Consider the following 25447-nt stretch of genomic DNA (forward strand, 5'->3'; position numbering starts at 1 on the left):
AATTGGCTTTCAGACCTGCTGGGGGGCGGGCCGAAGAACTACAGGTGGTCAGGCCATTTTTGATGGCGGATTTTGCCGCACTTGAACAAAACGCCCTCCCTGACATACACTTCAGGCCTTCTCGCGGTGCTGTACCAAGCCAGGGCCGCGCTTTCACTCAAGATAAGAAATAAGAATCAAAGCCATGAAAGACGGCATTCACCCGAATTATCAAGACACATCCGTTACTTGCGGTTGTGGCAATTCGTTCACCACTCGCAGTGTCCGCCCGGAACTGAAGATCGACATTTGCAGCGAATGTCATCCCTTCTACACCGGGAAACTGAAGTTCGTTGACACCGCGGGTCGGATCGACAAGTTCCAGAAGAAATTTGCTGCAGGCACCTATGGCAGCCTAGCACCGAAGAAAAAGGGAAAGAAGAAGTAGCTTTCCCAACGGCTAATTCTCTGATCAGCCGCTCGGCTCCTGGTGGGCCGAGGCGGCTGTTTTCTTACCCTGACGCAGTTTCATCCCTTTGAAACTCTTCCTTTCTGATCAAAGACGCCCCGCATGAGCGGCACGATACGCGACACGCTCGAAGAAAAACTGGCCCGGTTTCTGCAATTGGAGCAGGATATGGCCAAACCAGAGGTTCAGGCCGATGGGAACCGCATGAGTGCGGTTGCGCGAGAGCACGGCGGGTTGGCCAAGGTCGCCAACAAGTACCGTGAATTCAAGCGGTTGACGGACGAGATTCGTCAATGCAAAGAATTGGTGAGCATGGCCGAGGATGTCGACGAACGTGAGATGGCCGAAACCGAAATGGAAGATCTTCGTGCACAGCGCGAAGAATTGTGGGAAGAACTGCTGTCGTTGACCGTCGGCGGTGAAGACAGCCACCGGACGCGATGCGTGATGGAAATCCGAGCCGGTACGGGGGGCGACGAAGCCGCTTTGTTCGCTCGCGACCTGTACGAAATGTACCGCCGCTACGCCGAGGCTCGCGGATGGAAGACAGAGATCATGGACATGAGCGCGACCGAGATGGGCGGTTTCAAGGAACTGCTGATGACGGTCGAAGGCGAAAGTGTGTATCGAGATCTGCAGTACGAATCCGGTGGTCACCGAGTCCAGCGAGTTCCGGAAACGGAAACCCAGGGACGCGTTCACACCTCGGCCGCCACCGTCGCGGTGATGCCCGAACCCGAGGATGTCGAAGTCAAACTGTCCGGCGAAGACTATCGGATCGATAAATTTTGTGCGTCGGGGCCTGGAGGCCAGCACGTCAACAAAACCGAAAGTGCGATCCGCCTGACCCACCACGAGACCGGGATCGTGGTCCAGTGCCAGGACGAAAAGAGCCAGCACAAGAACTTGGCCAAGGCACTGCGTGTGTTGAAGGCTCGGATCTATGAAAAGAAGCGAGAGGAAGAAGAGGCGAAGTTGTCCGAGACCCGCAAGGGACTGATCGGATCGGGCGACCGCAGTCAGCGAATCCGGACCTACAATTTTCCGCAAAACCGTTTGACTGACCACCGCATCAACCTGACGCTCTACAAGTTGGACCAGATCATCGCCGGCGACGTCGGTCCGGTAACCGATGCGTTGATCGAATACGATCGTGACCAGATTCGCGGCGACATGATCGATTGATCGTGTTGGGTCAGTCGTCGTTTGATTTTCTGATCCCTGTTTGCCGCCGGTTCGTGGATCGCGTGATCAGTCCATGTTGGCTGGTCCGCGTGACGGATCCACGTGACGGATCCGGGCCGGTTGGGGGCTATGTCTTCCGGTCACAGATGTTCTGCTATGAATCGACCCATTCGCCGTGGGTAGTCAGCCGTTGGGTCGCTACCTGCTTGGGTGCCCCACACAACCCGCCCTTTGGTCGGGACCATCTCTCGAAAGGAAACTTGATGTCCGCCAGCCAGCAAGAACCGTGGACCGTGCTGCGGTTGTTGGAATGGACAACCGACTTCTTCAAGAAGAAGGGCAGTGATTCGCCACGATTGGACGCCGAGGTCCTGTTGGCTCACGCTCGTAACTGCACCCGGATCGAACTGTACACCGCGTTCGGCGAAGAACCTGGCGAGGAGCAGCGGATTGCGTTTCGCGAGATGGTGCGGCGACGTGGGGAGGGGACTCCGGTGGCACAGTTGGTCGGCTATCGCGAATTTTACTCGCTGCGTTTTCGAGTCGACGACAGCGTGTTGATTCCGCGACCAGAGACCGAGCACCTGGTGATCGAAGCGTTGGACTTTGCCAAGGCTAGCGGCGTGACCGATCGGCCGCTTCAGATCGCTGACATCGGCACAGGCAGCGGGGCGATCGCGGTTGCCGTCGCCAAGAACTTTGCCAATTGCGAAGTGACGGCGGTCGATCGCAGTGCATCGGCGCTGAAGATTGCGACCTGGAATGCCGAGCAGCACGGTGTTAGCGATCGCGTGACGTTCCTAGAAAGTGATCTGTTGGCGGCTGTTGATGCCCCCGCGCAGTTCGACATCATCTGTACCAATCCGCCGTACGTCAGCGATTCCGAGTACGACGAATTATCGCCAACGGTGCGTGACCACGAACCGAAGACGGCGCTGGTATCGGGGCCGCTGGGGACCGAAATCATCCAGCGGATCATTCAAGAAGTGCCGCCGCGGATGCACAGTGGCGGTTGGCTGATCATCGAACTAAGTCCGATGATTGCCGAGGCGTGTGGTCAGATTGCCAAAGACAGCGAACACTTCGCCGATCAGCATTTCATCAAGGATCTGGAAGGGCACAAGCGGATCCTGTCGGTGCAGCGCTGCTAGCGGGCCGGGCGGGCGTTATTGCAGGCGAGCCTTGTCGCTGATGTCCTTGCGGCACCAGGCGCCTTGCCAGCGGATTTCTTTGACGCCGCGATAAGCCTGCAGTTTGGCTTTCGCGATCGTGTCGCCCATCGCGGTGACACCCAGGACACGCCCGCCGTCGTTGGTCACTTCGCCATCGACCAGCTTGGTACCAGCGTGAAAGACTTTGACGTCTTCGATCGCGTCGGCTGCGTCCAGGCCTTTGATCGGCCGGCCCTTTTCGTAATCGCCCGGGTAACCTTCGCTGGCCATCACGACACAGATGCTAGGTCGGTCGTCCCATTCCAACGGTGCCAGTTCGCCCAATCGTCCGTCGACTGCGGCTTCGATCACATCGACCAAGTCGGTTTTCAGTCGCATCAGCAGCGGTTGGCATTCCGGGTCACCGAAGCGAACGTTGAATTCCAGGACTTTCGGTCCAGCGGCGGTCAGCATCAGGCCCGCGTACAGAACGCCTTTGAAGGGGCGTCGGGCGCGTTTCATTGCGTGGACGATCGGAACCAGCACGTCGGATTCCACCTTGCTCATCAATTCTTCGTCGATGATGGGCGTTGGGCAATACGCGCCCATGCCGCCGGTGTTCGGGCCGGTGTCGCCGTCGTAGGCCGGTTTGTGATCCTGGGCCGCCGGCAGGGTGACGATGGTCTCGCCGTCGGTGATCGCAAGCACGCTGGCCTCTTGTCCGATCAACCGTTCTTCGATGATCAGTTCTTTGCCGGCGTCGCCGAATTCACGTTGGGACGCAATTCGGTCGATCGCGTCCAGGGCTTCTTGCCGAGTGCTGCAGACGATGACGCCTTTGCCGGCTGCCAGTCCGTCCGCTTTGACGACCACGGGCACTGGTTCGCTGGGGTCGCCGTAGCGGTCCCAGATATAACGAGATGCCTCTTCGCCGCTGCGGAAGGTGCGATAGGACGCGGTGGGGATGTTGGCGGTGTACAGCAGGTTCTTGCAGAACACTTTGCTGCCTTCCAATTCGGCGGCAGCCTTTGACGGGCCGAAGACGCGCAGCCCGGCTTCTTCCATCTCGTCGACCATTCCGTCAACCAGCGGGGCTTCCGGGCCGACGATTACCAAGTCGATCGATTCTTTCTGGGCGAACGCGATCAGCGCCGGTTTGTCGGTGGCAGCGATCGGGACGTTGGTCGCATCGCGAGCGGTGCCGGCGTTGCCGGGGGCCACAAATACCTGCTCGACGCGGGGGGATTGCGAAATTTTCCACGCCAACGCGTGTTCGCGACCACCACCACCGACCACCAAAACCTTCATCATCCGACCTGCGCTTGCGAGAATTCATCGGCCGCGATCGTGTCGAGCCCGAAAAAATGAACCAGTGGGCAATTTACGCCGTTCAGGCTGCGGCCAACAGCGGGCAGGTGCTGACCGGTCCGACCGTTAGGATCTTTCCGCTTAGGTGGATTTAGCGGTGGACGATCTTCCGCTAAGGGTTACAATGAGGGGGCCTTACCGAGGAATGCAATTCTGCCGTCCTGTAACCGTCCCGCCTAAGGGATGGCACATTCCTCGTCCGCGACTAATTTGAATCACGGCGGCGAATCGTCTCTCAGGCAATTCGTCGCCGTCTTTCAAGCTGTCAGTGACTGATCTCCGAGCCTTTTTTGCCTATCGTCCGTATCATCGTTTTAGGTGCCAGGACCATCAGGTGTCTTCGTCACACCCGCGATGACGAACACCGCAAAGGGTTGTCAACGGAGTCAAATCCCGCGAAAATTAACTTGCTGTTCTAAACGGCCTTCGTTTTTTTCAGCGCCCCCACCATTTCCGAGCCAAGAATCTGTTCTCTCTAGGAGAGTTTGTTTTGAAGACATCGATCGTATCCCGCATTGCTTTGTTGGCTGCCTTGGCTGCCGTTCCTTTTGCTGGCCAACAAGCCAACGCTGCCGAAACCGGTGACCTAAAGATCCGCTTCGAGTACGGCGGTGATGCGCCGGAAGCCCCGCCAGTCAAAGTCACGCAAGATGCCCAGTTCTGTGGCAAGACGGCTTTGGTCGACGAGCGTTTGTTGGTCAACCCGGACAACAAAGGCGTCAAGAACGTTGTCGTTTACGTTTACACCGGCCGCGGTGGATCGAAATTGGACAAGTTTGATCCGGTGAACAACAAGCACGTTTTGGCCAACAAGAATTGCCGCTTCGAGCCGCACATCGTGATCGCCCAGACCGGCGACACCTTGGAAGTGACCAACCCGGACGAAGTCGGTCACAACGCCAACCTGAACTTTTTCAGCAACGCACCGCAGAACTTCACGATCCCATCCGGGCAAAGCAAGTCGGTCGATTTGGAAAAAGACGAACCAGCTCCCATTCCCGTTGACTGCAACATTCACCCTTGGATGAAGTCGTACTTGGTTGTTCTGGATCACCCATTCGCAGCCGTCAGCGATGCGGATGGCGAACTCGTGATCCGCGGCCTGCCAGCCGGCGAAGAACTTGTGTTCCGTGTTTACCACGAAGCCGGCGCCGTCAACGAAGTGACGGTCGATGGCAAGAAGGAAAATTGGAAGCGCAGCCGATTCGAAGTTGACGTCAAGCCTGGCATGAACGATCTGGGAACCGTCGTGATCCCCGCCGATGCCCTGGAAGCGAAGTAGCACCGACGTTAACTGGGCCTGATCGAATCCAATTCGATCGAGCCGCAGCGAAGTCGCTGGAAATCGAAACCGCCGATGGATTGTCGGTCGCGTTTCTATGAAATACGCCAAAGCAGGTGTCCCATCGGACGCCTGCTTTTCTTTTGGACCCAGCGTCCTGCTGTTTTAGGCGAGCTTTCAGCGGCAATGGTGAGGCCCTGGCCGTGAGGGCACGGGCAGGGGCACGGGCAGGGGGGATTCCCGGCCGCTGACGCGTCGCGGCTCACTGAATTTGCAGGCCGCTGGCGGGCGATCACGCCTTCGGGATCAGGTTGGTGTTACGCGGTGGCGTTCGCGGCTGACGTGGGCGATGCCATGTCGACACTGGGAAGACGGACGGGGCGGTGCCCCAGTCGCGGAGTTTGCGAAGCGGATTCCATGTTCATCGAATCGACCTCGTCCACGCCCATGGCGCTGATCGAAATCTGGCCGCTCTCTTCGCGTTTGACCCATCCCTTTTCGCGGAAGTACCAAAGGTGGAAATTGACGGCATCCGGTGGGAAACTGACCAATGTCTCGATCGTTCCCAAGCCAATCCCAGGTTTTTTGAAGTCGCGTTTGCGTTGGGCGTACAGCAGCGATAGCAGTTCGTATCGCTGCATGTGGTCGCTCGAGCTGGCGTTGGCCGTTTGAACCAGTTCGCCGTTGTCGCACTTTCGCTGCTCGTAAGCGGCGTCGAAAGCGGCCCGTCGTTGCGGGTCGCGAAGCGTGTCAAAGGCTTCGACGAGTTGAGTGAAATAGACGACATCGTTGCTGTCCGACACGTCCGGATGGTGCTTTTTGGCCAGATAGCGAAAGACACGCTCGACCGTCGCCATGCTGGCGTTCGGGCTCACTTCGAGGATTTCGTAGTGATCGACATAATCTTTAGACGGCATGTTCAGTCCAGCGGGCACGGGCAGGATATTTAGGTTCTCTAGCAAGCCTAGGTTGCGATTCGGGGCACGCTGAGAAAAATAACGCTGCCGTCGCTGTCGCTGTCGCCGTCGCTGTCGCTGTCGCCTTACCTTCGCCGTAGCGCAAGTCGCCAAGACTTTCGGATTCTCACGGGCATCCACCGACGCTGTTGGCGAGCTTCGTTTTTTGCCTGCGACAATTCGCGGCGTTGGCAGTTGGCGGTACTTCGCGGTTCAATTCACGTTGAATTCCCCTTGGCCCTCGTTCGTGTTGTCCATTTTTCTATGTGGCGTGCTGTTTTTCTTGTTGTTTTGACGGCTGCGGTCCTGGGCTGCGATGCTCCCGTAGGCCCGTTTCCGCCCAACGACGTGTATTCGTTGACCCTGGCGCAATCGCGTGCGGTGTCGTCCGAAGGCGCCAAATCGGACGCCGCGGCGGTGACCGAAGATTGGTTCGGCACGCCGGATCACCCCAAGCTTCCCGATTCGGCAGCCCAAATATTGGATCTGGATCGTCTGGTGCGGGCCGCCGGTCCGGTGTCCAGCGAGAAGGATGGATCGCATTTGGGGCTGTATCGCGAACACTGTGTGACGTGTCACAGTGTCGATGGTGGCGGGGCAGGGCCGGCCAGCCTGTATCAAGATCCGCATCCGCGAAATTTTCGCCACGGTGTTTTCAAATGGAAGTCGACCCTGCGGGCGGCCAAGCCCACACGGGCTGATCTGCGGTTGGTTTTGCGGCATGGGTTGGTGGGTTCGGCGATGCCGTCCTTCGCAGCGATCGATCCCGAAGACGATGCCGAAGACGATGCCGACGCCTCGGCCGGTGCATCGGATTTGGACGCGTTGGTCGACTACGTCATGTACTTGTCGATTCGCGGTGAAGTGGAGCGCAGGTTGATGGCGGCGGCGATCGACGAACTGGATTACGACGACGATTCCGAAGCGGTCGACGAATCATTGCGATTGGCGGCCAACGGAGATTCCGAGGGGGCTCAGGTGGCTGCCGAGGTGCTCGACCGCGTGGTCAGTCAGTGGCGGGCGGCGCCCGACCAGGTCGTCTCGGTTCCGCCGATGCCGGTAATCGATGGTTCGCAGTTGGCCGAATCGATCCAGCGTGGCGACCAAATCTTTCACGGCAAAATTGCAAACTGCGTCGGCTGTCACGGGCCAGGCGGCAATGGCCAGTCGGTGCTATTGGACTTTGACGATTGGGGGAAAGAGTACTCAACGCGACTGGGGCTGACCCCCAGCGACCGCGACGACATGCGGCCGTTTCGCAAGGCGGGCGCCCTGCCACCGCGGCCAGCCAAGCCGCGAGAATTGACGCTGGGTGTCTTTCGCGGCGGTGGCGACGGGGCGACGCTGTATCGTCGCATTGCCGAAGGAATCGCGGGCACTCCGATGCCGGGCGTCGAGGTGGTCGATGAACCCAGCGGTCTGGGGCTGACCGAAGAACAGGTTTGGGATCTGGTTCGTTATCTGCAATCGATGGGGTCGGATCGAACGGGATCCGGGGCCGCGTCCCCGGTGGACCCGCCAGTCGATTCGCAGGCGGAATCCGGCGGGGCAGGGCAGGGCGGTTCAGGCCGCTCAGGGGGCCCCGCGTGATGCGTCGAAATAAGATCAGCCGCGACACGACCCGTCGGATCGGTGCGGTCACCGGTTTGGTCCTGGGGTTTGTGTTGATGAAAACGCTCGGGTACTCGGGCGTGCTTCCGACGGCTATTTTTGGGGCCACTTTCTGTGTCGTGGGCGCGATGGCGGCCGAACGCTGGTACGAGGCGAGGTCATAGCGATGCAGGTGCAGGGCGACGTGATGACAACGAACAATTCCACCATCCCAATGATTCCTCCCGCGCGTTGGTTGCACCGACTGTGCGTGTTGGCTGTGTGCTTGGTGTGGCCGCTGATTTGGGTTGGCGGTTTGGTGACCACCTACGATGCCGGCATGGCGGTCCCCGATTGGCCCGCCACGTATGGGTACAACCTGTTTTTGTATCCCTACAAGACTTGGCTGTTGGGGCCATTTGATCTGTTCATCGAACACGGGCACCGCCTGTTGGGGGCAGTCGTCGGCTTCGTCACCATCGGGATCGTGATGGCGGCGTTTGTTGGCGAACCGCGACGCTGGGTGCGATGGTTATGCGTCGGGTTGTTGGTGATGGTGATCGCGCAAGGTGGGCTTGGCGGCATGCGAGTGGTGCTGGGCGACCGGACGCTGGCGATGGTGCATGGATGTTTCGGGCCCGCATTCTTTGCCGTCTGTGTGATCGCTGCCGTCGTCACCAGTCGTTTTTGGTGGTGGCCCCCCGGGGGAACCAGAACAGCCGCTGGGAAGGCTGGTGCCCGCAGCGGCGGCTTGGACAACGATGGATCTAGCAACGCCGAATCTTCCCAAACAGCCCCGTCCCAAAATGACCCGTCCCCAAATGACCCGTCCCCAACAGACCCGTCCCCAACAGACCCGTCCAGCGCCGATCCTTCGCTCTGTGCCGCCGGGAACTCGATCGCGGATTGGCCCAAAATCGGCTCGGGGATCGTGGGGATCGGGTTCGCATTGATTCTAATCAGCTACCTGCAACTGGTTCTGGGGGCTCAGCTACGTCACGTCCAGCCGACGACGCGTCCCGGAATCTTTGCGATGATCATCATGATGCACGTGATGACCGCGTTCATTCTGTGGGGGATGACTGCGTTGTCGTGGTGGGTTTTGCGGCGCCGCGGCCAGGGAAACCGGTGCGGCGATTTGACGCTCTCGCGTCCTGCCGCCAGCTTGGTAGGATTGGTGGCCTTGCAGATCGGTCTGGGAATCGGAACCTGGGTGGTGAACTACGGTTGGCCGTCCATTTTACAGTGGGTTCCTGGGTCGGCCGAGTTCTTGCTGCGGGCCAAGGGGTTCGCTGATTCGATCATCGTGACAGCTCATGTCGCCACAGGTTCGCTGATCTTGGCCGTCGCGGCGATGCTGGCAATCCGGTTGTGTCGGGTTCGGTCATGGCAAGGACAAACGGGGGCATCTTTGTCGCCCGCTGTCGCGGCAGCGACGGAATCCGAAATCGCACCCGTTTCCGCTCCGGCGACCGCTTCTTCCTAGTACCGGCTTTTCTAATGGCGACAGACTTACTTTCGGCCGACGCGACCACCGCAGATTCGGTGGCGACCCGGTCGCTGCGAACCGGCACGATCGCGGGCGGTGAAGACGGCAGTCGAAAAAATTCAACCGGCGAAACGATTCCGTCGGTACGCCGCGGACGAAGGTTTCGAACCAGCGGAGCAGGGCAGGGGAGTGCCGAAAATTTGGATACGCCGCAAACGAAGACCCCGACCGTCTTCGGCGACTACGTCGAACTGACCAAGCCTCGCATCGTCACCATGATTTTGGTGACGACCACCGCGACCGCCATCATGGGTGCGGGCGGTTTGGTGGCTTGGATCGATTGGATGTGGCTGATGATCGGTACCGCCGCGATCGCGGGCAGTGCCGGCGCGGCCAATCAGATCTGGGAACGCGTGATCGATTGCAACATGACTCGCACGGCCAATCGTCCGCTGCCTGCCGGTCGCGTTGGATTGCTGCCTTCGTTGATCTACACCGCGACATTGGGTGTCGTTGGCACCACGGTATTGTGGTCGTTCTTTGGGGTTCAACCGGCGCTTGCCGGCCTAGCCACTTGGATGATTTACGTTTTGGTCTACACGCCGATGAAGACGCGGACGGCATGGAACACCACCATCGGCGCCATCGCCGGTGCTCTTCCGGTGCTGATTGGGTACACCGCCACGGGCGGCCAATTGTCCGATGCCACCGGTTGGTTGTTGTTTGGGGTCTTGGGGACTTGGCAGTACCCGCACTTCATGGCGATCGCATGGATGTATCGGCGTCAATATGACGAGGCCGGTTTTAAAATGACCACGACGGTCGAACCCACCGGTCGCAGTGCAGGTTGGCAAAGCATCGTCGGATCGTTGGCGTTGATCGTTTGTGGGGTCGCGTTGTGTTTCATCAACGGATTCACATGGTTCGCCGTGCCCGCCGCGATCGGGGTCTTGGTTGCCACCGTACCGATGCTACGCGCTTCGCTGCTGTTTGCTGGCCAGCCCGACGACATCACCGCTCGCAAACTTTTGCGGTCATCCCTGTTGGTTCTGCCGGCGGTATTGTTGATCGTCACCCTCCGCGTGTTCTGGTAATTGTTCATGTCGGTTTGCATCGCGGAAAGCTTGCACCACAGCTATGGCGATCATGTTGCGTTGTCGGGGCTCGATCTATCGGTGGATGCTGGCCAAGTCGTCGCATTGCTGGGACCCAACGGCAGTGGCAAAACAACTTTGTTTCGTCTGCTGTGCACGTTGTTGCCGATCCAGCAAGGGAGCGTGACGATCGGCGGATTTGATGCCAAGACCAGCCCATTGGCGGTTCGTGGACAGATCGGGATCGTGTTCCAGTCGCCTAGTTTGGACAAGAAGCTAACGGTCGACGAAAACATCGCCTGCCAGGCGGCGCTGTACGGCATCCGCGGTGACGAACTGAATCGCCGCCGCGACGAACTGTTGGATCTATTGGATTTGAAAGATCGCCGCAGCGATTACTGCGAATCGCTTTCCGGTGGCTTGAAACGACGTGTTGAATTGGCCAAGGGGATGTTGCACCAGCCGCAGTTGTTGCTGTTGGATGAGCCCAGCACGGGGCTGGATCCGTCTGCCCGGTTGAGCTTATGGTCGGCGATACGTCGGATGGCCGACGGTGGCATGGCGGTCCTGATGACGACTCACTTGTTGGAAGAAGCCGACAAGGCCGATCGCGTGATCATCATGGCGGATGGCCGAAAGATCGCCGAAGGATCACCCCATACACTGCGCAGTGAGATGGGTGGCGGTTTGGTGACCATTCAAGCAGCGGATGCCGAAGCGGTTCAGGCCACGTTGCGTGACGACTTGGGGTTGGATGTCCAGCGGCTGGATCACCAACTTCGGTTACAGTCCGATGCACCGGAAGATTTGGTCCCGCGGTTGATCGCGGCTTTGGGGGATCGAGCCGAATCGATCACGATCGGCCGGCCCAGCTTGGAAGACGTGTTTGTCGCCAAGACTGGCCAAGCTTTTGACGTTGTCTGATCCAGACCGTCTGGTCGCGGATCCGCGGTTGCCCCGTCTTTCCACCTCCCTGCATTTTCCGTGATCAGCATCGCGGTTTTACCCCCCCCACAGCGATTTTCAATATGACTGCCACCAACACGACCACTGCCGATGGCGTCGGGGCTGCCTGGATGTTGGCACGCCGCGAATGGATTCGTTTTTTTCGCCAACGCAATCGCGTGACGGCGGCGATCCTGCAGCCGTTGTTGTTTTGGTTGCTGTTCGGCACAGGGCTGAAGGGATCGTTTTCCGGTGCCGGTGAACTGGATTTCATGCAGTTCTTTCTACCTGGCACGGTCGGGTTGATCGTGTTGTTCACCGCGATCTTCGCCACCATTTCGGTGATCGAAGACCGCCGCGAAGGGTTCATGCAGTCGGTATTGGTCGCGCCTGTGGGGCGATTGCCCGTGTTGGTCGGCAAGGTCGTCGGCGGATCGGCGATCGCGTGGGTCCAGGCGGTCGCGTTCTTGATTTTGGTATATGCGGTCGGCACCGTTTCGCTGCATGTCGGTGTGCTGGCATTGTTGGTGTTGTTGGCGGTCGTTGCCGTGGCGATGTGTTCGTTGGGGATGATCGTCGCTTGGCCGATGGAGAGCACGCAGGGGTTCCACGCGATCATGATGTTGGGGCTGATGCCGATGTGGTTGCTAAGCGGATCGTTCTTTCCGATTCCTCCGCTGGGCCAAGGGGCCGGTGTGGGGCAATGGCTGTTGGGTGGTATCATGCGAGTGAACCCACTGAGCTATTCGATGGTCGAAATGCGTCGTCTTATGTTTCCGCAAGTGGATTTTGCGGCGGTTGGATTTGCACCGTCTTCGGCGGTGTGTTGGGCCGTGACAATTTCGATGGCGCTGGGGACGACCCTGATCGCTTGGTGGTTGATGCGTGGCAGTCGAAAAGTGGACGTGATCGTTTAGTGTTGGCATCGCGCCAGACGCCGGCCCGAAGGTCGGGGGACAAACCAGCGAGAAAAATCAAATGAAGACACTGATAAACATCGTGATCATCCTGTTGGTCGGCGTGGGGCTCGGGTTGGCGATCCGCTCCTATCGCACACCAGCAAGTTCGGATGGTCCGGGCCCGGACGACGTTGTGTTCACCGACGACGGCGAGCCAGCCGAATCGCCTGACGAGATCGAAAATTCGACGCCGACCAAGCCGCCCGAAGACGAGGAATGGCTGAGCCGTTTCGAGTTGACCGAGCGCAGTGGCAAACTGGTCAAGAGCGAAGAACTGGCTGGACAGCCTTACGTGGTCAGTTTCTTTTTCAGCACCTGTCCTAGCATCTGCATCCAACAGAACCAGGTGATCAAGGAATTGCAGGACGAGTTTGCAGGGCAGGGGGTTCGGTTCGTCGCCATTTCGGTGGATCCAGAGACCGACACTCCGGAAGTTCTGCAAGAGTACGCAGCCCGATTCGGCGCGGACGACCAGCAGTGGCTATTTATGACTGGCGACCTGACCTATATTCGCCGCATCGGTGCCGAGATTTTTCGGCAGCCGGTGAACAAGCAGTTCCACACCGAACGGTTCGTGTTGGTGGACCCCAGCGGCGAGATCGAAGGCTTTTACAACTGGCCCGAGAAGAAGCAATTGTCGGCGCTGAAAGATAAAATCCGAGAAATGATCACGGCCAAGGATTCTTGATGAGCTGGCAATTTTTGGCGGACAATCTTCCTCATGCAACCGCAGCGCTCAACGCGACCGCGGCAGTGCTGTTGGCCCTGGGCTTGATCAACATCAAGAAGGGCAGGGCACGCGTCCACAAAAAATACATGTTGGCCGCCCTGGGTGTCAGCGCGTTATTTCTGTTGTTGTACCTGTTCCATAAAGTGGCCCTTTTCCAGGCCACGGGCGAGCCGAATAAGCGGTTCGCGACGGATCCCGCAATCGCCTCGGATGCCGCTCGGTATACCTATTACGGCATCCTGGGGACTCACCTGGTGCTAGCGATCACGGTGCCATTCTTGGCCATTCGGGCGGTCTACCTCGCCAAAGTAGGCCGGATCGTAGCGCACAAGAAACTGGTGCGGTATGCCTTCCCGATCTGGATGTACGTCTCGATCACCGGCGTGATGGTGTACGCGATGCTGTACCAGCTTTACCCCAGCTAGCTCAGTCGCGGTCCACCACCGATGCCGTGGGGTGAACGATCGGCGAAACAGCTGCGGAGCAGCGACAGCCCAATGCCGTTTGCCTTGGCCAACGGATTGTTTCAGTGGACCTCGCTTGATTCTTCCCCTCTCCGATCGCCGCGCACCGCGGCGATCGGAGAGGGGAGATGTCGAAGTAGTCGCTCGCGGGTACCGTTGGCCAAGGCCAACGGCATGGGGGCTGTCGCCACTGCGTGGCTGAGTGCTGAGTGGCAGGGTGCAGGGTGGCATGCTCCTCGCAGGCAGCGTGCTTTCGCCACCAGCGTGGATAAGTGCAGGGTGCCAACTGCTGGTCCTTTCCAGGATCTGGCTAGGTCGGCCGGCCTGGAATGGAGTGTTGGCGAGAACGGTCGTCAAAGCTGCGTGCTCGCTGTCTCGGCTTCAGGGATTCCGAGCTTCTCGACCGCCATCCGTAGTGCGTCGGTATCGGTGATACCACTGGGGGCCACGGCTTGTGGTCCGGTGGTGCCAGGGTCGTCAAACGTGGGCATGGTGTCGGCCGGGTTGATCCCGGTTGGATCAATCGACTCCGGTGCAATTGCCGGTGATTCGATGATGGGTGACTCGGCAGTGCCGGGGCTAGGTGCCGGCGCGGCAACGGGAATGTCCCCCACGCCTATCGCTAGGATGTTGTTGGCTTCGTTCGTTTCGACCCATTCGTCGTGTCCGTCGATACAGACGACCAGACTTTGGAATCCGACAACGCTGCCAAATCGATTCCCCATCGACAATGCTTCGACCGGCAGCGTCACGATCACTTCAGCCGCGGTGCAGGGCGGGATCGGCGTCGAAAAGGATGTCGCGGTGGGGCAGTGCGGATGAATTTGACCGAGCAACGCGACCAGCGATACTTCGACGTCGCTGACTTCGCGTTGGCTTTGGTTCATCACAACGACGGCGAACTGAGGTGCGACGCTGCCGTCGGCAGTATCGCAGCGGTGTACCGACATGATTTCAAGGTCGCCGATTTCGGATGTTGGTGTGGTCGCAAATCCGTTGGGGGTTGCGACCGTGAAGCCCACGCCTGCGGACCGGTCCATGCTTTGGTTGACGCCGTGCCGCATGATCTGGGCGATCACGTGATCACAGCGGTGGCTTCCGTGCAGGACTTGCCAGGTTTGGATTTCTTGGCCGCGAGCGACAGCGGCAAAACAGAACAAGATCGTTGTGGCCAGACTGGCAAAGGCCACGTAGCGGCAAACAGAGTAGACGTTCATCGGGATCACCATGGGGGCGGTTGGGATGATGGAATCGGAGTACGAAAAAAGCCCGTCAACTTCGATCACTGGAGTTGCGATCGCTAGAGTTGCCGAGCTTGGGGATGGTGGCTGCTAGGTCGAATGCCGTGTGCTTAGTGGCAACCCCAGTAGCTGGTGTAGCTGGGGGTGTAGTACGAGTAGGTCGGTGGACAGTAGACCGGGGTGTAGCAGTGGGTGTAGGTGCGGTAGGACGTGTGGCAAGGGTTGTGCCAAGTGGTGTAGCTGGATCCGTAGTGGCGGTGTCCGTAGCTTCCATAGCTGCTGTAGTGTCGGCCGTACCCGCCTCGGAATCGGCGGTAGCAAGCGGCGATGGCGTCTTCGCTGCTGGCATCGTCATCGCCCAGCAAGGCGTCGACATCGGCTTGCCCCAACTTGGCGTCAGCGATGTCGGCCCCAGACACCATGCTTTGGTCGACATTCATCTTGGCCAGTGCCGAAAGCAGATCGTCATCAGCAACAACCGAACCGGCGATCAGCATCATGGGAGCAATCGCAAACATCATTTTCTTGAACATCGGAAACATTCCTTGGCGTGGCAGGGTGATGGGGTGAAAGCGATCGTGAGTCTGCCGTGTCTCGGTCGTCGCTGGGCGTCACTTGACTAACCCACCAAGCGAAGGCCGCCGAAATGTGTTACCGAAAAGTTTTGAAAACTTGTTGGGGGTGCAGCGGAGGAGCGTCCCAATGGACGCTTTTGTTGGGGTTGGGGGAGTACGAGTTCGAGTTCAAGTTCGAGTTCAAGTTCGAGTTCGAGTTCGAGTTCAAGTTCAAGTTCGAGTTCAAGTTCGAGTTCAAGTTCAAGTTCGAGTTCAAGTTCGAGTTCAAGTTCAAGTTCGAGTTCAAGTTCGAGTTCAAGTTCGAGTTGGGCACTGACATGCGGCCCAAAAACTTAAACTCGAACTTAAACTCGAACTCGAACTTCTTTCCCCACGCTGCCCCCCATCATCATTCTGCCGGCGTCCTCTTTCCCACGCGATGATGAATGGAGGCCGAAACTCTTGGCGAGTCTCGCTACGGTTGCGGACGGGACTTGCGGAAACGGGGCTTGCGGAAACGGACTTGTAACAACGGCGCCCCTTTCACGCTTAGCAAAGCACACCCCCCCCCAAATCTTTGCCTTTCTGTTGCGAGTTGAACCATGTCACTGCGAATCACCTGCTTGCTGATGACGTCCATCTTGTCCACCGTTTCGGTTTCCGCAGCCGATGACCCTTTGTTCTCGGAAATTGCGATGGAAGCCGTGTTTAAGAAGGCCGGTGCATCGGTGGTGGAGATGGCGACCAGTGACGCAGTTGCCGGTTTCGACCGTGTGACGGGGGTTGGATCGCTCAGCCAGGCGTTGGAATCGGCTGGATTCGATCCGCAGCGGAAGGGCCAGTCGGTGTCTGTGCGAGTCGAAAAGGCGGGCTGGAAGCTGCCTGTTTTGATGGATGTCGATATCCAACGTGATCGAATTTATTGCCGAATGTCGCTGGTCACGATCGATCCCGATACCGTCACCGATCACGCCAGCCTGCTGAGTCTGATGGCGGCCAGCAACCAGGCGGGCGATGCCCATTTCGCCTTCGATCCCGACACCAAGTTGATCCAGCTGCGGACCACCTTTTCCAACCGCGGGCTGACGGCGTCGAAAATCCAGACTCGTTTGACCGAGCTGGCCGAAACCGCTCTGGGCCAATCCGACGTCTGGATGGCACTGAAGCCGGCGAAATCGAAGTCCACGGCGGCCGGCGATACGAAAACAGCGGCGGAAAGCACGGAAATCGCCGCTGCGGACGCAAAAACCAGTGAAGACGATCTGACGCCGATCATCGGACGCTGGTCGGCCACGGTTTCGGCCGATGTCTCGATCGCGATCGACTTTGTCAGCGGCGGGACCTTCCAGATGGTGCATGTCGCGGGGAAACAGTCGGCCGTGTCCTCCGGAACCGTCACCCGCAGCGGTGACCGCTTGGTCATGGCAGAGAAGGGAGCGACCAAGATGACCTTCCTGATCCAATCGATCGAAACCACGTCGATGGAACTGAAAATTGTCGACTCGGACGGCAAATCAGGACGTTTGATCCGTTTCCAGAAATCGGGTTCGTAACATTTTGGTCGACTTGCCGCTGAGTGATACAGCCCAACACCCCCCACCAAGTCCCCGTCCGAGGTTCACCATCATGTCCGCGACCTATCCAGTGCCCCACGCATCGAACCCATCGCCAATCTTGGGCCGTGCAATCTTGTTGCTGATCGGTTGCACGATCGCCGTGACCGCTCACGCCGATGCGGATACCTATGCCCAAGTGGTTCGATCGACCGCCTGGATCGTCACCAGCAATGCGGACAACGAAACGGCTACTGGAACGGGCGTTTTGGTCGATGCCGAAAAACGAATCGTGCTGACCAACGCCCACGTCGTCGGCGACAGCCGCACCGCCGTGGTGTTCTTTGCCGACATCAAGGACGGCATTCCCAATGTCAAACGCAAACATTATCTGGACAACGTCCTAACTTTGGCTCAGCCCGGCAAGGTTGTGGCCGTGGACCGCCGCCGCGACTTGGCTCTGATTCAACTGCCCAAGGTGCCCGAAGACGTCACCGCGATCGAGCTGGCCGACAGCAGTAGCAAGCCAGGATCCACGATCGAATTGGTCGGAAACCCTGGCAATAGCGATGTGATGTGGGTTTCGACGACCGGTTCGGTGCGAGCGGTGTACGACAAGAAATTCAAGTCCAACCACGGCGAACATGACTTTCGCGCCGTCGAAACTCAAAGCCCCATTCAGCCTGGCGACAGCGGCGGCCCGATCGTGAACGCCGACGGAAAACTGGTTGCACTGGCCCAGTCGTTTTCGCCCGCCAACACGCTGATCAGCTTCTGTGTGGACGTGTTCGAAATCCGGGCGATGTTGGCCAGCAGTTGGAAGACGGCACCGATCGCCAGCAAAAAACTGTTGGAAGACGCCGGCATCGAGCACTCCGTTAACGCGACCGGTCACTACCAAATCGAGCACAAGATCGCCGCTGAAACGACTCAAACCGTCTATGTCGCCAAGGACACCGAGTACTTCCAGCGAGCCGATGTTCGCAAAGTCTGGTCGCTTGTTCAGGTCAGCAAGGAAGAACCGACGGCGACACTGATGAACCGTCTGCTGCGTCAGAGCTCGGTGACCAAGATCGGAGCCTGGGCGATCGAAAAGAACTCCGACGGTGACTTCCTGGTCTTGTATGTCGCCAAGCTGGACGCGACCGCACCGGACGAAGCGATCAAAGGCACGATCGAGTATGTGGCTCGGATCGCAGCCGCGATGGCGAAAGAACTGAACCCCAAAGCGTCTTCCAAGACATCCGCCGAAACGCTGGCGTCCTGGTTGGCTCAGTGATCGCAGGTACGAGGCGACGGGGGTTGGCTCGGGAAAAGGGGGCGAATCAGCGGCGGGGAATCCCGGGCTGATCACGCCCCTTTTTTCGTTTTCGAAGTTTCCAGCGAAAGTTTCGTAACACATCGGACTGGAGGACGCTTGGAATCTTGGCGAGCAAACGACTGGCCGCCGACCGCATCCACCCCCACCTGTTCCCTTTCCAAGGAAACCTAGCCATGACCAAGAATTTCAAACGACTGATGATCGCCGGCGTGATCGCTTGCAGTGCAGTAAGCGGCGTCTCGGCAGTGGCTTGTGGCGGCAGCGGTCGCGGCGGCAGCGGCGGACGCAGTATCGGTTTCTCGGGCGGTTTCGGCGGCAGCTTCGGACGACACAGTGGCGGCTACGTCTCGGCTCGACCGACCTACGCTGCTTCGGTTCACACGCAATACGTCCACCCGCAACCTGTTCATTCGCAACCAGCCTACGGGCATTCTTCCTACGCTCGGCCAATCCAGTCGCAGCCCGGCTTCGCACAGGCCGCACCCGCACCGAGGCAGGCACCTGCACCCGCATTCGCCCCGAATCGGGCACCTGCACCAGCCCCGACTCAGGCATTTGCACCCGCACCCGCCCAGGCACCCGCCCAGGCACCCGCACCGACGCAGGCACCGGCCCCGATTGCCCCATCGTCGCGGGCCGCGGCACCACCAGCATCGTCACAGCCGGCAACCTTGGCGGCTCCGGCACCCGTGTCGCCTGTCGCAGCATCGACGGGGACCCCATCGGCTCTGCAGATGTTGGCATCGCTGACCCGCGAATCGGCGCCCACCACCGATGCGGCCGTGTCGTCGCTGATTCCCGAGTTCACCGCCGCGTCGACCGCTGCGGTTTCATCGCCCAGCACGGGTGCGTGGAAAGTTTCGTTGCCTGGCGATCAGTCGGTGGAACTGGTTTTGAATGATGACGGCCAGTTCACTTGGACAGCCACCAAGGCCGGATCGTCCAATTCTTTCTCGGGTCGCTACGACTTGGCCGGCGACCAACTGACACTGATCCGGTCGGGCGATCAGCAACAAATGCGAGGCCAGTGGATCGCCAATGCCACCGGATTCAGCTTCAAGCTGGACGGTGCCACCACCGGCGGCCTGTCGTTCACCCGATGAATCAACGATCGCATTGGCATACTTTCCCAGGTAAAAAACGGCAGTTCTGTTCGTGCGATCCCTCTGCGGGTGCAATGTTTCAGTAGCAGCCGGATGGTGGGTTTCAGTGCGGCTGCGATCGCGGCCAGCGACTGGCAAGAACTTTGTCGGAAAATGCGGTTTGGGTAAAAACGGCGGAGCCATTTACAAAACGGCTCCTGTTTGCGTAAACTGCCGGGCTTCGATTTCCCCGTTATTGCCCGTGTTTCTCGCTTTCGAGCCGGTTTTTCGTGTTTGAGTCCCTTTCCGACGGTCTGCAGTCTGCTTTCAAGAGTTTGTCCGGCAAGGGCAAGCTGACCGAAGGCAATATGCGCGACGGGCTGGAGATCGTCAAAAGATCGATGCTTGAAGCCGACGTCAGCTATGGCGTTGTCGAAGATTTCATGGCCCAGGTCAGCGAGCGAGCGCTGGGGAAACGGGTGCTGCTGAGTCTTCGCCCGCACGAAGAACTGGTCAATATCGTCCACAGCGAGCTGATTTCGATCCTGGGGCCTGTGGACCCGTCGTTGCACCTGAAAAAAGAAGGTCCGACGATCATCATGCTGTGCGGCCTGCAGGGCAGCGGCAAAACAACGACCTGTGGCAAGTTGTCGCAGTTGTTGAAGGAAGAAGACATCACACCGTTGTTGGTCGCCGCCGACCTTCAGCGACCCGCCGCGATCGACCAGTTGCATGTCATTGGCGATCAGCTGGGCGTGCCCGTCTTTAGTGACAAGGGCAATCAGGACCCGGTCAAGGTTTGTAAGGCTGGCGTCGACAAGGCGATCAAAGACGGCAACCGCGTTGTCATTCTGGACACCGCCGGACGTTTGGCGATCGACGAAGAGTTGATGGCCGAGTTGAAGCGGATCGACAAAAAGGTGTCGCCCGACCAGGTCTATCTGGTCGTCGACGGAATGACGGGCCAAGACGCCGTCAACAGTGCCGGGGCGTTCAACGAAGCGTTGGAACTGGACGGCGTCATCATGACGAAGTTGGACGGTGATGCCCGTGGTGGGGCTTTGCTGTCTGTCAAACATGTGACCGGCGTGCCGATCAAGTTCATCGGAACCGGCGAGCATTTTGATGCGTTGGAACCGTTTCGCCCCGAAGGCATGGCGGGCCGGATTTTGCAGATGGGCGATATGGTCGCCGCTGCTCGCGAAGCGCACCGGATCGTCGACGAAAAGGAACGCGAAGAATTAGAAGCCAAGATGGCGTCCGGCGATTTCACGCTGGACGACTTCAAAAACATGATGCAAAAGGTCGCCAAGCCAGGCATCATGGGCCGCATGATGGGGCTGATGCCCGGCATGGGGCAGTTCAAGGATGTGCTGGAAAGCGACGAAGCATCCAAGGGCATCAACCAGACCATCGGCGCGATCAACGCGATGACGATGGAAGAACGTCGCAACCCGAAGATCATCGACGCCCATCGTCGCAACCGGATCGCCCGGGGCGCCGGGGTGCAGACGCCGGTGGTGTCGCAATTGATCAAGCAGTTCGAGGTCATGAAGCCGCTGATGCAGGGCATGGCCGGCGGTGGCATGGGCGACCGGATGAAGATGATGCAGCAGCTGCAGTCCAGTGGCGCGATGTCGGATCCGTCGATGGGCATGAGCGGTTTGAAGGTCAAAAAGGGCACGGGCAAACGATTGAGCCCGGCCGAACGAGCCAAGCAAAAGAAAGAACGCGACCGAATGCTGCGTCGCCAAAAACGAAAGAAATAACACCGCTCGCAGCGCTGTCTGCGAGCTCTTCAACTGGACTACAGTTGAACACCGAACAAGTGCCAGCCGTTCTGGCACCGACCCGGCGTCCGAAACGTTTTCGGGCCCCAGGAAGTCTGACTAGTAGTCAAAAACTCGTTTCCAACAGGAACATTTTACTGATGGCAGTTCGTATTCGATTGAAGAAGATGGGACGCACCCACCGTCCGTTTTATCGCGTTGTTGCAATGGATCAACGCAGCCCCCGCGACGGTCGTGTGATCGAAGAATTGGGCACCTACGACCCGATGTGCCCCGAAACGGATGCTCGCGTCACGCTGAAGGGTGAACGAGTCGACTACTGGTTGGGTGTCGGTGCACAGCCTAGCGAAAAAGTTGGCGTGTTGATCAAGAAGTTCGGTACTAACGGAAGTCACCTGGAGGCCCAAAAGGCCGCCGTGGAACGCTTGGGCCGCCGCAAGGAATACACTCCTGCACCGCCCGAGCCTGTGAAGGCCAAGAAGGAAGAGCCAAAGGCGGAAGCACCAGCCGAAGAAGCCGCCGCGCCGGCTGCCGACGCTGCTGCGACCGAAGAAGCTGCTTCCGAGTAATCGATTCCACCGTCGGAGAGATCCATGCGATTCGATATCGTGACGCTCTTTCCGGCGTTGTTCGACGGCTACCTAAGCCAGGGATTGCTCAGCAAAGCGCTGAAGAACGAACTGGTTGAAATCCATCGGCACGATCTTCGTGATCACGCCCCCGAAACCACTCACCGACCGGTTGATGACAAACCGTTCGGCGGCGGGCCTGGGATGTTGATCCAAGTCGAACCGACGGTGAACTGTGTCGAAGCAGTCGAAGCGGCGGTCCCGGAAAAGGCAAGACGAGTCTTGTTGACGCCCCAGGGAAAACGTTTCGACCAGCGAATGGCCGAAGACTTTGCAAACGACCCACGGCTGATCTTGCTGTGCGGACGTTACGAAGGATTCGACCAGCGAGTGATCGACATTTGGGAACCCGAAGAAATCAGCGTTGGCGACTTTGTCCTAAACGGCGGCGAAGTAGCAGCGATGGTGATCATCGATGCGGTCGTCCGGTTGATTCCGGGCGTCCTAGGCGACCAGCAAAGTAACATTGACGACTCGTTCAGCCGGGGCAACCGATTGCTCGAGTTTCCGCAGTACACGCGACCGAGAGAGTTCCGCGGCCATACCGTGCCCGACGTCCTGACCGGCGGCGATCACGGGGCCATCGCCAAGTGGCGAGCAGAGCAAAGCCGATTGCGGACCCAACAACGACGCAGCGATTTGCTGCCTGAATCAGACAACCAAAACCCTTAATAGAGTGAGTAATATCCATGTCCCGAGCTATCATGGACTTGGTCGAAAAGTCCTCGATCAAAGAAGATGCACCGCAGTTCGAAATCGGTGATACCGTTGACGTTCACTTGAAGATTCTTGAAGGCAGCAAAGAACGCATCCAAGTGTTCTCTGGCGTCGTCATCGCTCGCAGTGGCAGCGGCAGCCGCGAAATGTTCGCAGTTCGTCGGATCGTCGCCGGTGAAGGTGTGGAACGTAAGTTCCCCGTCCACAGCCCGCGGATCGAGCGGATCGAAGTCAAGCGAAGCGGTATCGTACGTCGTGCGAAACTGTACTTCCTGCGTGACCGCGTCGGGAAGGCTGTTCGTCTGAAAGAACGTCGCCGCAGCTAGTCGGCAGACGATCCCAAATCGACCCATCAAGCGGCAGGTTCTCTTCGACGAAGAGTGCCTGCCGTTTTTTCATGCGCACGTGGACCCAGGCCGTTGGCGAGATTCGCTGCAAGCTTGCGCGAGAGGTGTCTGCGTTGCGCCTTTCCGCACGCCTTCCCGCACCCGTTTCGATACATTGATGGGGGTGGGTGTCGACACACTTGACGCATTTTCTGTCCTTGTCGGTGGGTGTCTCCGATGCATCCTTGGGTGCGAATTCTTTGTCAGCGTTATATCGACCTGCGTTATGGTGCGATCGATCTGGCCGCGCCGGTGGGGCGTCGCGGCGAACAGGCGGCAGCCAGGTTGCTGCGCCAGAAAGGCTTGGTCGTGGTCGCCGAGAGCGAATCGGACAAGGGTGGTGAAATCGATTTGATCGCGATCGATCAACGACAAAAGTTGATCGTGTTCGTCGAAGTCAAAACTCATTCAACTCGCAAGCCCGGGCATCCGGCGCAGCGGGTGGATGCCGAAAAGCAGGGCAGGGTATCGCGGGCTGCGCTGCGGTACCTGAAACGCAAGAAACTGCTCGGTGTGACCGCCCGTTTTGACGTTGTGGCCGTTTGGTGGCACGGGGACGGCCCGACGCCGGACCGAATCGAACACTATGAATCGGCGTTCGAAGCCAGTGGGGACTACCAAATGTTTTAGGCAGCAGGATCCGTCAAGCTGTTTTCTGCGAATCCCTTGGCACGCAGCAGGCAGGCGTCGCACTGGCCACACGCGGTGCCGTTTTGCCCCGGGTCATAGCACGACAACGTTTGTCCGTAATCAACGCCCAGTTGGATGCCGGTCGCGATGATTTGTCCTTTGGTCAGATCGATCAGTGGCGTGTGGATTCGCAGACGTTCGGCCCCATCAACCGACGCCTTGGTCGCCAGATTGGCCATCTGTTCAAAGGCTTCCACAAACTCCGGTCGGCAATCGGGATAGCCGCTGTAATCGAGTGCGTTGACGCCGATGAAGATGTCGCGGGAACCGATCGTTTCGGCCATCGCCAGGGCGAGCGACAGGAAAACGGTGTTGCGAGCCGGCACGTAGGTGACCGGGATATCGTCGCCGATGTTATCCAGGTGGTCCGTCTTGGGGACCGGGATCGATGCATCGGTCAGCGCCGATCCGCCGAACTGTGACAGATCGATGTCAACGATCCGGTGGGATGCGGCCTTCAGGTTTTTGGCCAACTGGATCGCGCGATCCAGTTCGTACTGGTGGCGCTGGCCGTATCGAAAGCTGATCGCATGCGGCGTGAATCCCTCGTCGCGTGCGATTGCCAAACAGGTGGCGCTATCGAGTCCACCGGACAGCAGCACAACGGCGGGACGTGAATTTGTCATCGGAATGGTCCGTGGCGGTAGCGATCGCTAGCTGCGTTTCTTCCACAGTTTGCGACCGATCGAAGGGTTGTAGTTGGTCCAGTGGCTGTCGCCTGAAATGTCGGTGTCGATCACCGTGGTGTAAGTCGACAGTTTGGCGTCCAGGTTATCGATGTGATGCAGCGTGACGGATTCCAGCATCACAGGCAGTTTGGGGCTGCCGTATTCGATCTGGCCGTGGTGGCTGACGATCAGGTGTTCCAGGTGCAATCGAAGTTCGGCTGGGAAGGCTTCGCCCCCGGCATCGTATTCCGCGATTTTGTCGCCCAGCATTTGGACGCCGATGACGATGTGTCCGACCAGTTGGCCGCGGTCGGTATAGGCGATCTCGCCGTCGCTGGCCAATTCTTCGATTTTGCCAAGGTCATGCAGGAACGCACCGAACATCAGCAGTTCGGCATCGATTTGAGGGTACCGTGGCGCGATCAACGCACACAGTTCCATCATGTCGACCGTGTGTCGTAGCAGTCCGCCGGGATAGGCATGGTGGTTGGATACCGCAGCAGCGGCCTTCTGGAACCGCGTGACGAAGTTTTGATCGGCAAGGTAGATCTCGCCCAGGCGACGCAGCGGAGCGTTCTGTAGCCCGCCTAGCAGTTCGGTCAGTCGCTGCAGTAGACGTTCGGAAGCGTCGGCGTCGAAACGCTCGAACTGGGCGACGTCGACTTCGGACACATCCATACGTTCGACATCGGTGACGATCAGTTGCAGCGTGCCGTTGTGGATCTGGGTTCGTCCACGGCAAAAAACGTAGTCGCCACGGTCGAACGAATCGAACATTTTTTCATCGGCGTTCCATTGCATGGCGGCGATCACGCCGGTGCGATCCGAGAGCCGCATCAGGATGTACTTGCCACCTTGGCGATTGACCCGCAATTGTTTGTCGGCTGCGCGAAAGGGTTGCTCGATCGATTGGCCGTCGGTCAGGTCGGAAACGGGGATGCGGTTCACGGGAATCGACTCAAATAAAGGGAGGACGGCGGAGCGTAGCGAATCCAAGGGCAAAACGCCCGAAAGGGAATGTATCAGTTGAAAGGATGGTCCGAAGCCTTGTCGATTGGCAAGGCCTCGCATTTAAAAAGCCGTTGGTTGGGACGGCGCCAGCGCCGCGTAGCCAAGGGGGCGGTGGAATCGAATGGATCGCCAACGATCGGGCCG

Annotated in this window: 27 protein-coding genes; 21 read left to right on the forward strand and 6 right to left on the reverse strand. The window is 58.8% G+C overall.

Annotated elements, in window-relative coordinates:
• The first annotated feature begins 184 nt into the window (after nucleotides 1-184).
• From rpmE to prmC, 3 genes are all read left to right on the forward strand, one after another.
• Nucleotides 185-427, forward strand: a complete 243-nt coding sequence (gene rpmE, locus K227x_RS04015) for a 50S ribosomal protein L31 (protein ID WP_145168176.1) — start codon at nucleotides 185-187, stop codon at nucleotides 425-427.
• 123 nt (nucleotides 428-550) lie between these two features.
• Nucleotides 551-1633, forward strand: coding sequence for a peptide chain release factor 1 (prfA, locus tag K227x_RS04020; RefSeq protein WP_145168177.1), 1083 nt, complete (start codon nucleotides 551-553; stop codon nucleotides 1631-1633).
• 263 nt (nucleotides 1634-1896) lie between these two features.
• A complete protein-coding gene (gene prmC, locus K227x_RS04025; protein WP_145168178.1) occupies nucleotides 1897-2784 on the forward strand; it encodes a peptide chain release factor N(5)-glutamine methyltransferase in 888 nt (295 codons plus the stop codon).
• A gap of 15 nt (nucleotides 2785-2799) precedes the next feature.
• On the opposite strand, the gene purD is transcribed toward prmC, so the two are convergent.
• Nucleotides 2800-4092, reverse strand: a complete 1293-nt coding sequence (purD, locus tag K227x_RS04030) for a phosphoribosylamine--glycine ligase (protein WP_391540439.1) — start codon at nucleotides 4090-4092, stop codon at nucleotides 2800-2802.
• Nucleotides 4093-4642: 550 nt separating this feature from the next.
• Between purD and K227x_RS04035 the strand changes: the two genes are divergently transcribed.
• Nucleotides 4643-5434 (forward strand): methylamine utilization protein, encoded by a 792-nt coding sequence (locus K227x_RS04035; protein WP_246146490.1) that lies wholly within the window; start codon nucleotides 4643-4645, stop codon nucleotides 5432-5434.
• Between the two features lie 317 nt (nucleotides 5435-5751).
• On the opposite strand, the gene K227x_RS04040 is transcribed toward K227x_RS04035, so the two are convergent.
• Nucleotides 5752-6351 carry a J domain-containing protein gene (locus K227x_RS04040; protein WP_145168180.1) on the reverse strand — a complete coding sequence of 200 codons (600 nt, stop codon included), beginning with the start codon at nucleotides 6349-6351 and terminating at the stop codon, nucleotides 5752-5754.
• Between the two features lie 303 nt (nucleotides 6352-6654).
• On the opposite strand from K227x_RS04040, the gene K227x_RS04045 reads away from it, so the two are divergent.
• From K227x_RS04045 to K227x_RS04080, 8 genes are all read left to right on the forward strand, one after another.
• Complete coding sequence (locus K227x_RS04045) at nucleotides 6655-7980, forward strand: cytochrome c (RefSeq protein ID WP_145168181.1); 1326 nt, start codon at nucleotides 6655-6657, stop codon at nucleotides 7978-7980.
• On the forward strand, nucleotides 7980-8165 hold the full coding sequence (locus K227x_RS04050; protein WP_145168182.1) for a hypothetical protein: 186 nt from the start codon (nucleotides 7980-7982) through the stop codon (nucleotides 8163-8165). Before K227x_RS04045 ends, K227x_RS04050 begins: the two co-directional genes overlap by 1 nt.
• A 50-nt stretch (nucleotides 8166-8215) precedes the next feature.
• Entirely contained in the window at nucleotides 8216-9466 is a 1251-nt protein-coding gene (locus K227x_RS04055) for a COX15/CtaA family protein (RefSeq protein WP_246146491.1), read from the forward strand.
• 14 nt (nucleotides 9467-9480) lie between these two features.
• Nucleotides 9481-10563: a protoheme IX farnesyltransferase gene (locus K227x_RS04060; RefSeq protein WP_145168184.1), complete on the forward strand. Its 1083-nt coding sequence runs from the start codon at nucleotides 9481-9483 to the stop codon at nucleotides 10561-10563.
• A gap of 6 nt (nucleotides 10564-10569) precedes the next feature.
• Nucleotides 10570-11487 (forward strand): ABC transporter ATP-binding protein, encoded by a 918-nt coding sequence (locus K227x_RS04065; protein ID WP_145168185.1) that lies wholly within the window; start codon nucleotides 10570-10572, stop codon nucleotides 11485-11487.
• 104 nt (nucleotides 11488-11591) lie between these two features.
• Nucleotides 11592-12425 carry an ABC transporter permease gene (locus K227x_RS04070; RefSeq protein WP_145168186.1) on the forward strand — a complete coding sequence of 278 codons (834 nt, stop codon included), beginning with the start codon at nucleotides 11592-11594 and terminating at the stop codon, nucleotides 12423-12425.
• Between the two features lie 61 nt (nucleotides 12426-12486).
• The gene (locus K227x_RS04075; RefSeq protein WP_145168187.1) at nucleotides 12487-13155 is read left to right on the forward strand and encodes an SCO family protein; all 669 of its coding nucleotides are present in this window, start codon (nucleotides 12487-12489) and stop codon (nucleotides 13153-13155) included.
• Nucleotides 13155-13622: a DUF420 domain-containing protein gene (locus tag K227x_RS04080; protein ID WP_145168188.1), complete on the forward strand. Its 468-nt coding sequence runs from the start codon at nucleotides 13155-13157 to the stop codon at nucleotides 13620-13622. The genes K227x_RS04075 and K227x_RS04080 overlap by 1 nt, the downstream gene beginning before the upstream one ends.
• Nucleotides 13623-14014: 392 nt before the next feature.
• On the opposite strand, the gene K227x_RS04085 is transcribed toward K227x_RS04080, so the two are convergent.
• Nucleotides 14015-14878, reverse strand: coding sequence for a hypothetical protein (locus K227x_RS04085; protein WP_145168189.1), 864 nt, complete (start codon nucleotides 14876-14878; stop codon nucleotides 14015-14017).
• A 134-nt stretch (nucleotides 14879-15012) separates the two neighbouring features.
• Nucleotides 15013-15435, reverse strand: a complete 423-nt coding sequence (locus tag K227x_RS04090; protein WP_145168190.1) for a hypothetical protein — start codon at nucleotides 15433-15435, stop codon at nucleotides 15013-15015.
• A gap of 113 nt (nucleotides 15436-15548) precedes the next feature.
• Between K227x_RS04090 and K227x_RS04095 the strand changes: the two genes are divergently transcribed.
• The 9 genes from K227x_RS04095 to K227x_RS04135 all read left to right on the forward strand — a co-directional run bounded on the left by K227x_RS04095 (nucleotide 15549) and on the right by K227x_RS04135 (nucleotide 23564).
• Nucleotides 15549-15899: a hypothetical protein gene (locus tag K227x_RS04095; protein WP_218933763.1), complete on the forward strand. Its 351-nt coding sequence runs from the start codon at nucleotides 15549-15551 to the stop codon at nucleotides 15897-15899.
• A gap of 159 nt (nucleotides 15900-16058) precedes the next feature.
• Complete coding sequence (locus K227x_RS04100; RefSeq protein WP_145168192.1) at nucleotides 16059-17009, forward strand: type III secretion system chaperone; 951 nt, start codon at nucleotides 16059-16061, stop codon at nucleotides 17007-17009.
• Nucleotides 17010-17082: 73 nt separating this feature from the next.
• A complete protein-coding gene (locus K227x_RS04105; RefSeq protein WP_145168193.1) occupies nucleotides 17083-18288 on the forward strand; it encodes a S1 family peptidase in 1206 nt (401 codons plus the stop codon).
• A 215-nt stretch (nucleotides 18289-18503) separates the two neighbouring features.
• Nucleotides 18504-19433, forward strand: a complete 930-nt coding sequence (locus tag K227x_RS04110) for a hypothetical protein (RefSeq protein WP_145168194.1) — start codon at nucleotides 18504-18506, stop codon at nucleotides 19431-19433.
• A gap of 269 nt (nucleotides 19434-19702) precedes the next feature.
• Nucleotides 19703-21181 (forward strand): signal recognition particle protein, encoded by a 1479-nt coding sequence (gene ffh, locus K227x_RS04115; RefSeq protein WP_145168195.1) that lies wholly within the window; start codon nucleotides 19703-19705, stop codon nucleotides 21179-21181.
• A gap of 227 nt (nucleotides 21182-21408) precedes the next feature.
• The gene (gene rpsP / locus K227x_RS31500) at nucleotides 21409-21771 is read left to right on the forward strand and encodes a 30S ribosomal protein S16 (RefSeq protein ID WP_391540440.1); all 363 of its coding nucleotides are present in this window, start codon (nucleotides 21409-21411) and stop codon (nucleotides 21769-21771) included.
• 24 nt (nucleotides 21772-21795) lie between these two features.
• Nucleotides 21796-22503, forward strand: coding sequence for a tRNA (guanosine(37)-N1)-methyltransferase TrmD (trmD, locus tag K227x_RS04125; protein WP_145168197.1), 708 nt, complete (start codon nucleotides 21796-21798; stop codon nucleotides 22501-22503).
• A 17-nt stretch (nucleotides 22504-22520) separates the two neighbouring features.
• Nucleotides 22521-22874 carry a 50S ribosomal protein L19 gene (gene rplS / locus K227x_RS04130; protein ID WP_145168198.1) on the forward strand — a complete coding sequence of 118 codons (354 nt, stop codon included), beginning with the start codon at nucleotides 22521-22523 and terminating at the stop codon, nucleotides 22872-22874.
• A gap of 249 nt (nucleotides 22875-23123) precedes the next feature.
• On the forward strand, nucleotides 23124-23564 hold the full coding sequence (locus K227x_RS04135; protein WP_246146492.1) for a YraN family protein: 441 nt from the start codon (nucleotides 23124-23126) through the stop codon (nucleotides 23562-23564).
• On the opposite strand, the gene queC is transcribed toward K227x_RS04135, so the two are convergent.
• Both queC and K227x_RS04145 read right to left on the reverse strand, forming a co-directional pair.
• Nucleotides 23561-24250 carry a 7-cyano-7-deazaguanine synthase QueC gene (gene queC, locus K227x_RS04140; RefSeq protein WP_145168200.1) on the reverse strand — a complete coding sequence of 230 codons (690 nt, stop codon included), beginning with the start codon at nucleotides 24248-24250 and terminating at the stop codon, nucleotides 23561-23563. The genes K227x_RS04135 and queC overlap by 4 nt on opposite strands.
• Nucleotides 24251-24277: 27 nt before the next feature.
• Nucleotides 24278-25240 (reverse strand): 3'-5' exoribonuclease YhaM family protein, encoded by a 963-nt coding sequence (locus K227x_RS04145; protein ID WP_218933764.1) that lies wholly within the window; start codon nucleotides 25238-25240, stop codon nucleotides 24278-24280.
• Between the last annotated feature and the right edge of the window lie 207 nt (nucleotides 25241-25447).

Origin of the sequence: Rubripirellula lacrimiformis (assembly GCF_007741535.1) — a bacterium.
Lineage (GTDB): Bacteria > Planctomycetota > Planctomycetia > Pirellulales > Pirellulaceae > Rubripirellula > Rubripirellula lacrimiformis.

What these genes read in the sequence shown, in the direction of transcription:
- rpmE (WP_145168176.1), top strand. Translation starts at nt 185, where the DNA reads ATGAAAGACGGCATTCACCCGAATTATCAAGACACATCCGTTACTTGC.
- prfA (WP_145168177.1), top strand. Translation starts at nt 551, where the DNA reads ATGAGCGGCACGATACGCGACACGCTCGAAGAAAAACTGGCCCGGTTT.
- prmC (WP_145168178.1), top strand. Translation starts at nt 1,897, where the DNA reads ATGTCCGCCAGCCAGCAAGAACCGTGGACCGTGCTGCGGTTGTTGGAA.
- purD (WP_391540439.1), bottom strand. Translation starts at nt 4,092, where the DNA reads ATGAAGGTTTTGGTGGTCGGTGGTGGTGGTCGCGAACACGCGTTGGCG.
- K227x_RS04040 (WP_145168180.1), bottom strand. Translation starts at nt 6,351, where the DNA reads ATGCCGTCTAAAGATTATGTCGATCACTACGAAATCCTCGAAGTGAGC.
- K227x_RS04045 (WP_145168181.1), top strand. Translation starts at nt 6,655, where the DNA reads ATGTGGCGTGCTGTTTTTCTTGTTGTTTTGACGGCTGCGGTCCTGGGC.
- K227x_RS04050 (WP_145168182.1), top strand. Translation starts at nt 7,980, where the DNA reads ATGCGTCGAAATAAGATCAGCCGCGACACGACCCGTCGGATCGGTGCG.
- K227x_RS04055 (WP_246146491.1), top strand. Translation starts at nt 8,216, where the DNA reads ATGATTCCTCCCGCGCGTTGGTTGCACCGACTGTGCGTGTTGGCTGTG.
- K227x_RS04060 (WP_145168184.1), top strand. Translation starts at nt 9,481, where the DNA reads ATGGCGACAGACTTACTTTCGGCCGACGCGACCACCGCAGATTCGGTG.
- K227x_RS04065 (WP_145168185.1), top strand. Translation starts at nt 10,570, where the DNA reads ATGTCGGTTTGCATCGCGGAAAGCTTGCACCACAGCTATGGCGATCAT.
- K227x_RS04070 (WP_145168186.1), top strand. Translation starts at nt 11,592, where the DNA reads ATGACTGCCACCAACACGACCACTGCCGATGGCGTCGGGGCTGCCTGG.
- K227x_RS04075 (WP_145168187.1), top strand. Translation starts at nt 12,487, where the DNA reads ATGAAGACACTGATAAACATCGTGATCATCCTGTTGGTCGGCGTGGGG.
- K227x_RS04080 (WP_145168188.1), top strand. Translation starts at nt 13,155, where the DNA reads ATGAGCTGGCAATTTTTGGCGGACAATCTTCCTCATGCAACCGCAGCG.
- K227x_RS04085 (WP_145168189.1), bottom strand. Translation starts at nt 14,878, where the DNA reads ATGAACGTCTACTCTGTTTGCCGCTACGTGGCCTTTGCCAGTCTGGCC.
- K227x_RS04090 (WP_145168190.1), bottom strand. Translation starts at nt 15,435, where the DNA reads ATGTTCAAGAAAATGATGTTTGCGATTGCTCCCATGATGCTGATCGCC.
- K227x_RS04095 (WP_218933763.1), top strand. Translation starts at nt 15,549, where the DNA reads ATGTGTTACCGAAAAGTTTTGAAAACTTGTTGGGGGTGCAGCGGAGGA.
- K227x_RS04100 (WP_145168192.1), top strand. Translation starts at nt 16,059, where the DNA reads ATGTCACTGCGAATCACCTGCTTGCTGATGACGTCCATCTTGTCCACC.
- K227x_RS04105 (WP_145168193.1), top strand. Translation starts at nt 17,083, where the DNA reads ATGTCCGCGACCTATCCAGTGCCCCACGCATCGAACCCATCGCCAATC.
- K227x_RS04110 (WP_145168194.1), top strand. Translation starts at nt 18,504, where the DNA reads ATGACCAAGAATTTCAAACGACTGATGATCGCCGGCGTGATCGCTTGC.
- rpsP (WP_391540440.1), top strand. Translation starts at nt 21,409, where the DNA reads ATGGATCAACGCAGCCCCCGCGACGGTCGTGTGATCGAAGAATTGGGC.
- trmD (WP_145168197.1), top strand. Translation starts at nt 21,796, where the DNA reads ATGCGATTCGATATCGTGACGCTCTTTCCGGCGTTGTTCGACGGCTAC.
- rplS (WP_145168198.1), top strand. Translation starts at nt 22,521, where the DNA reads ATGTCCCGAGCTATCATGGACTTGGTCGAAAAGTCCTCGATCAAAGAA.
- queC (WP_145168200.1), bottom strand. Translation starts at nt 24,250, where the DNA reads ATGACAAATTCACGTCCCGCCGTTGTGCTGCTGTCCGGTGGACTCGAT.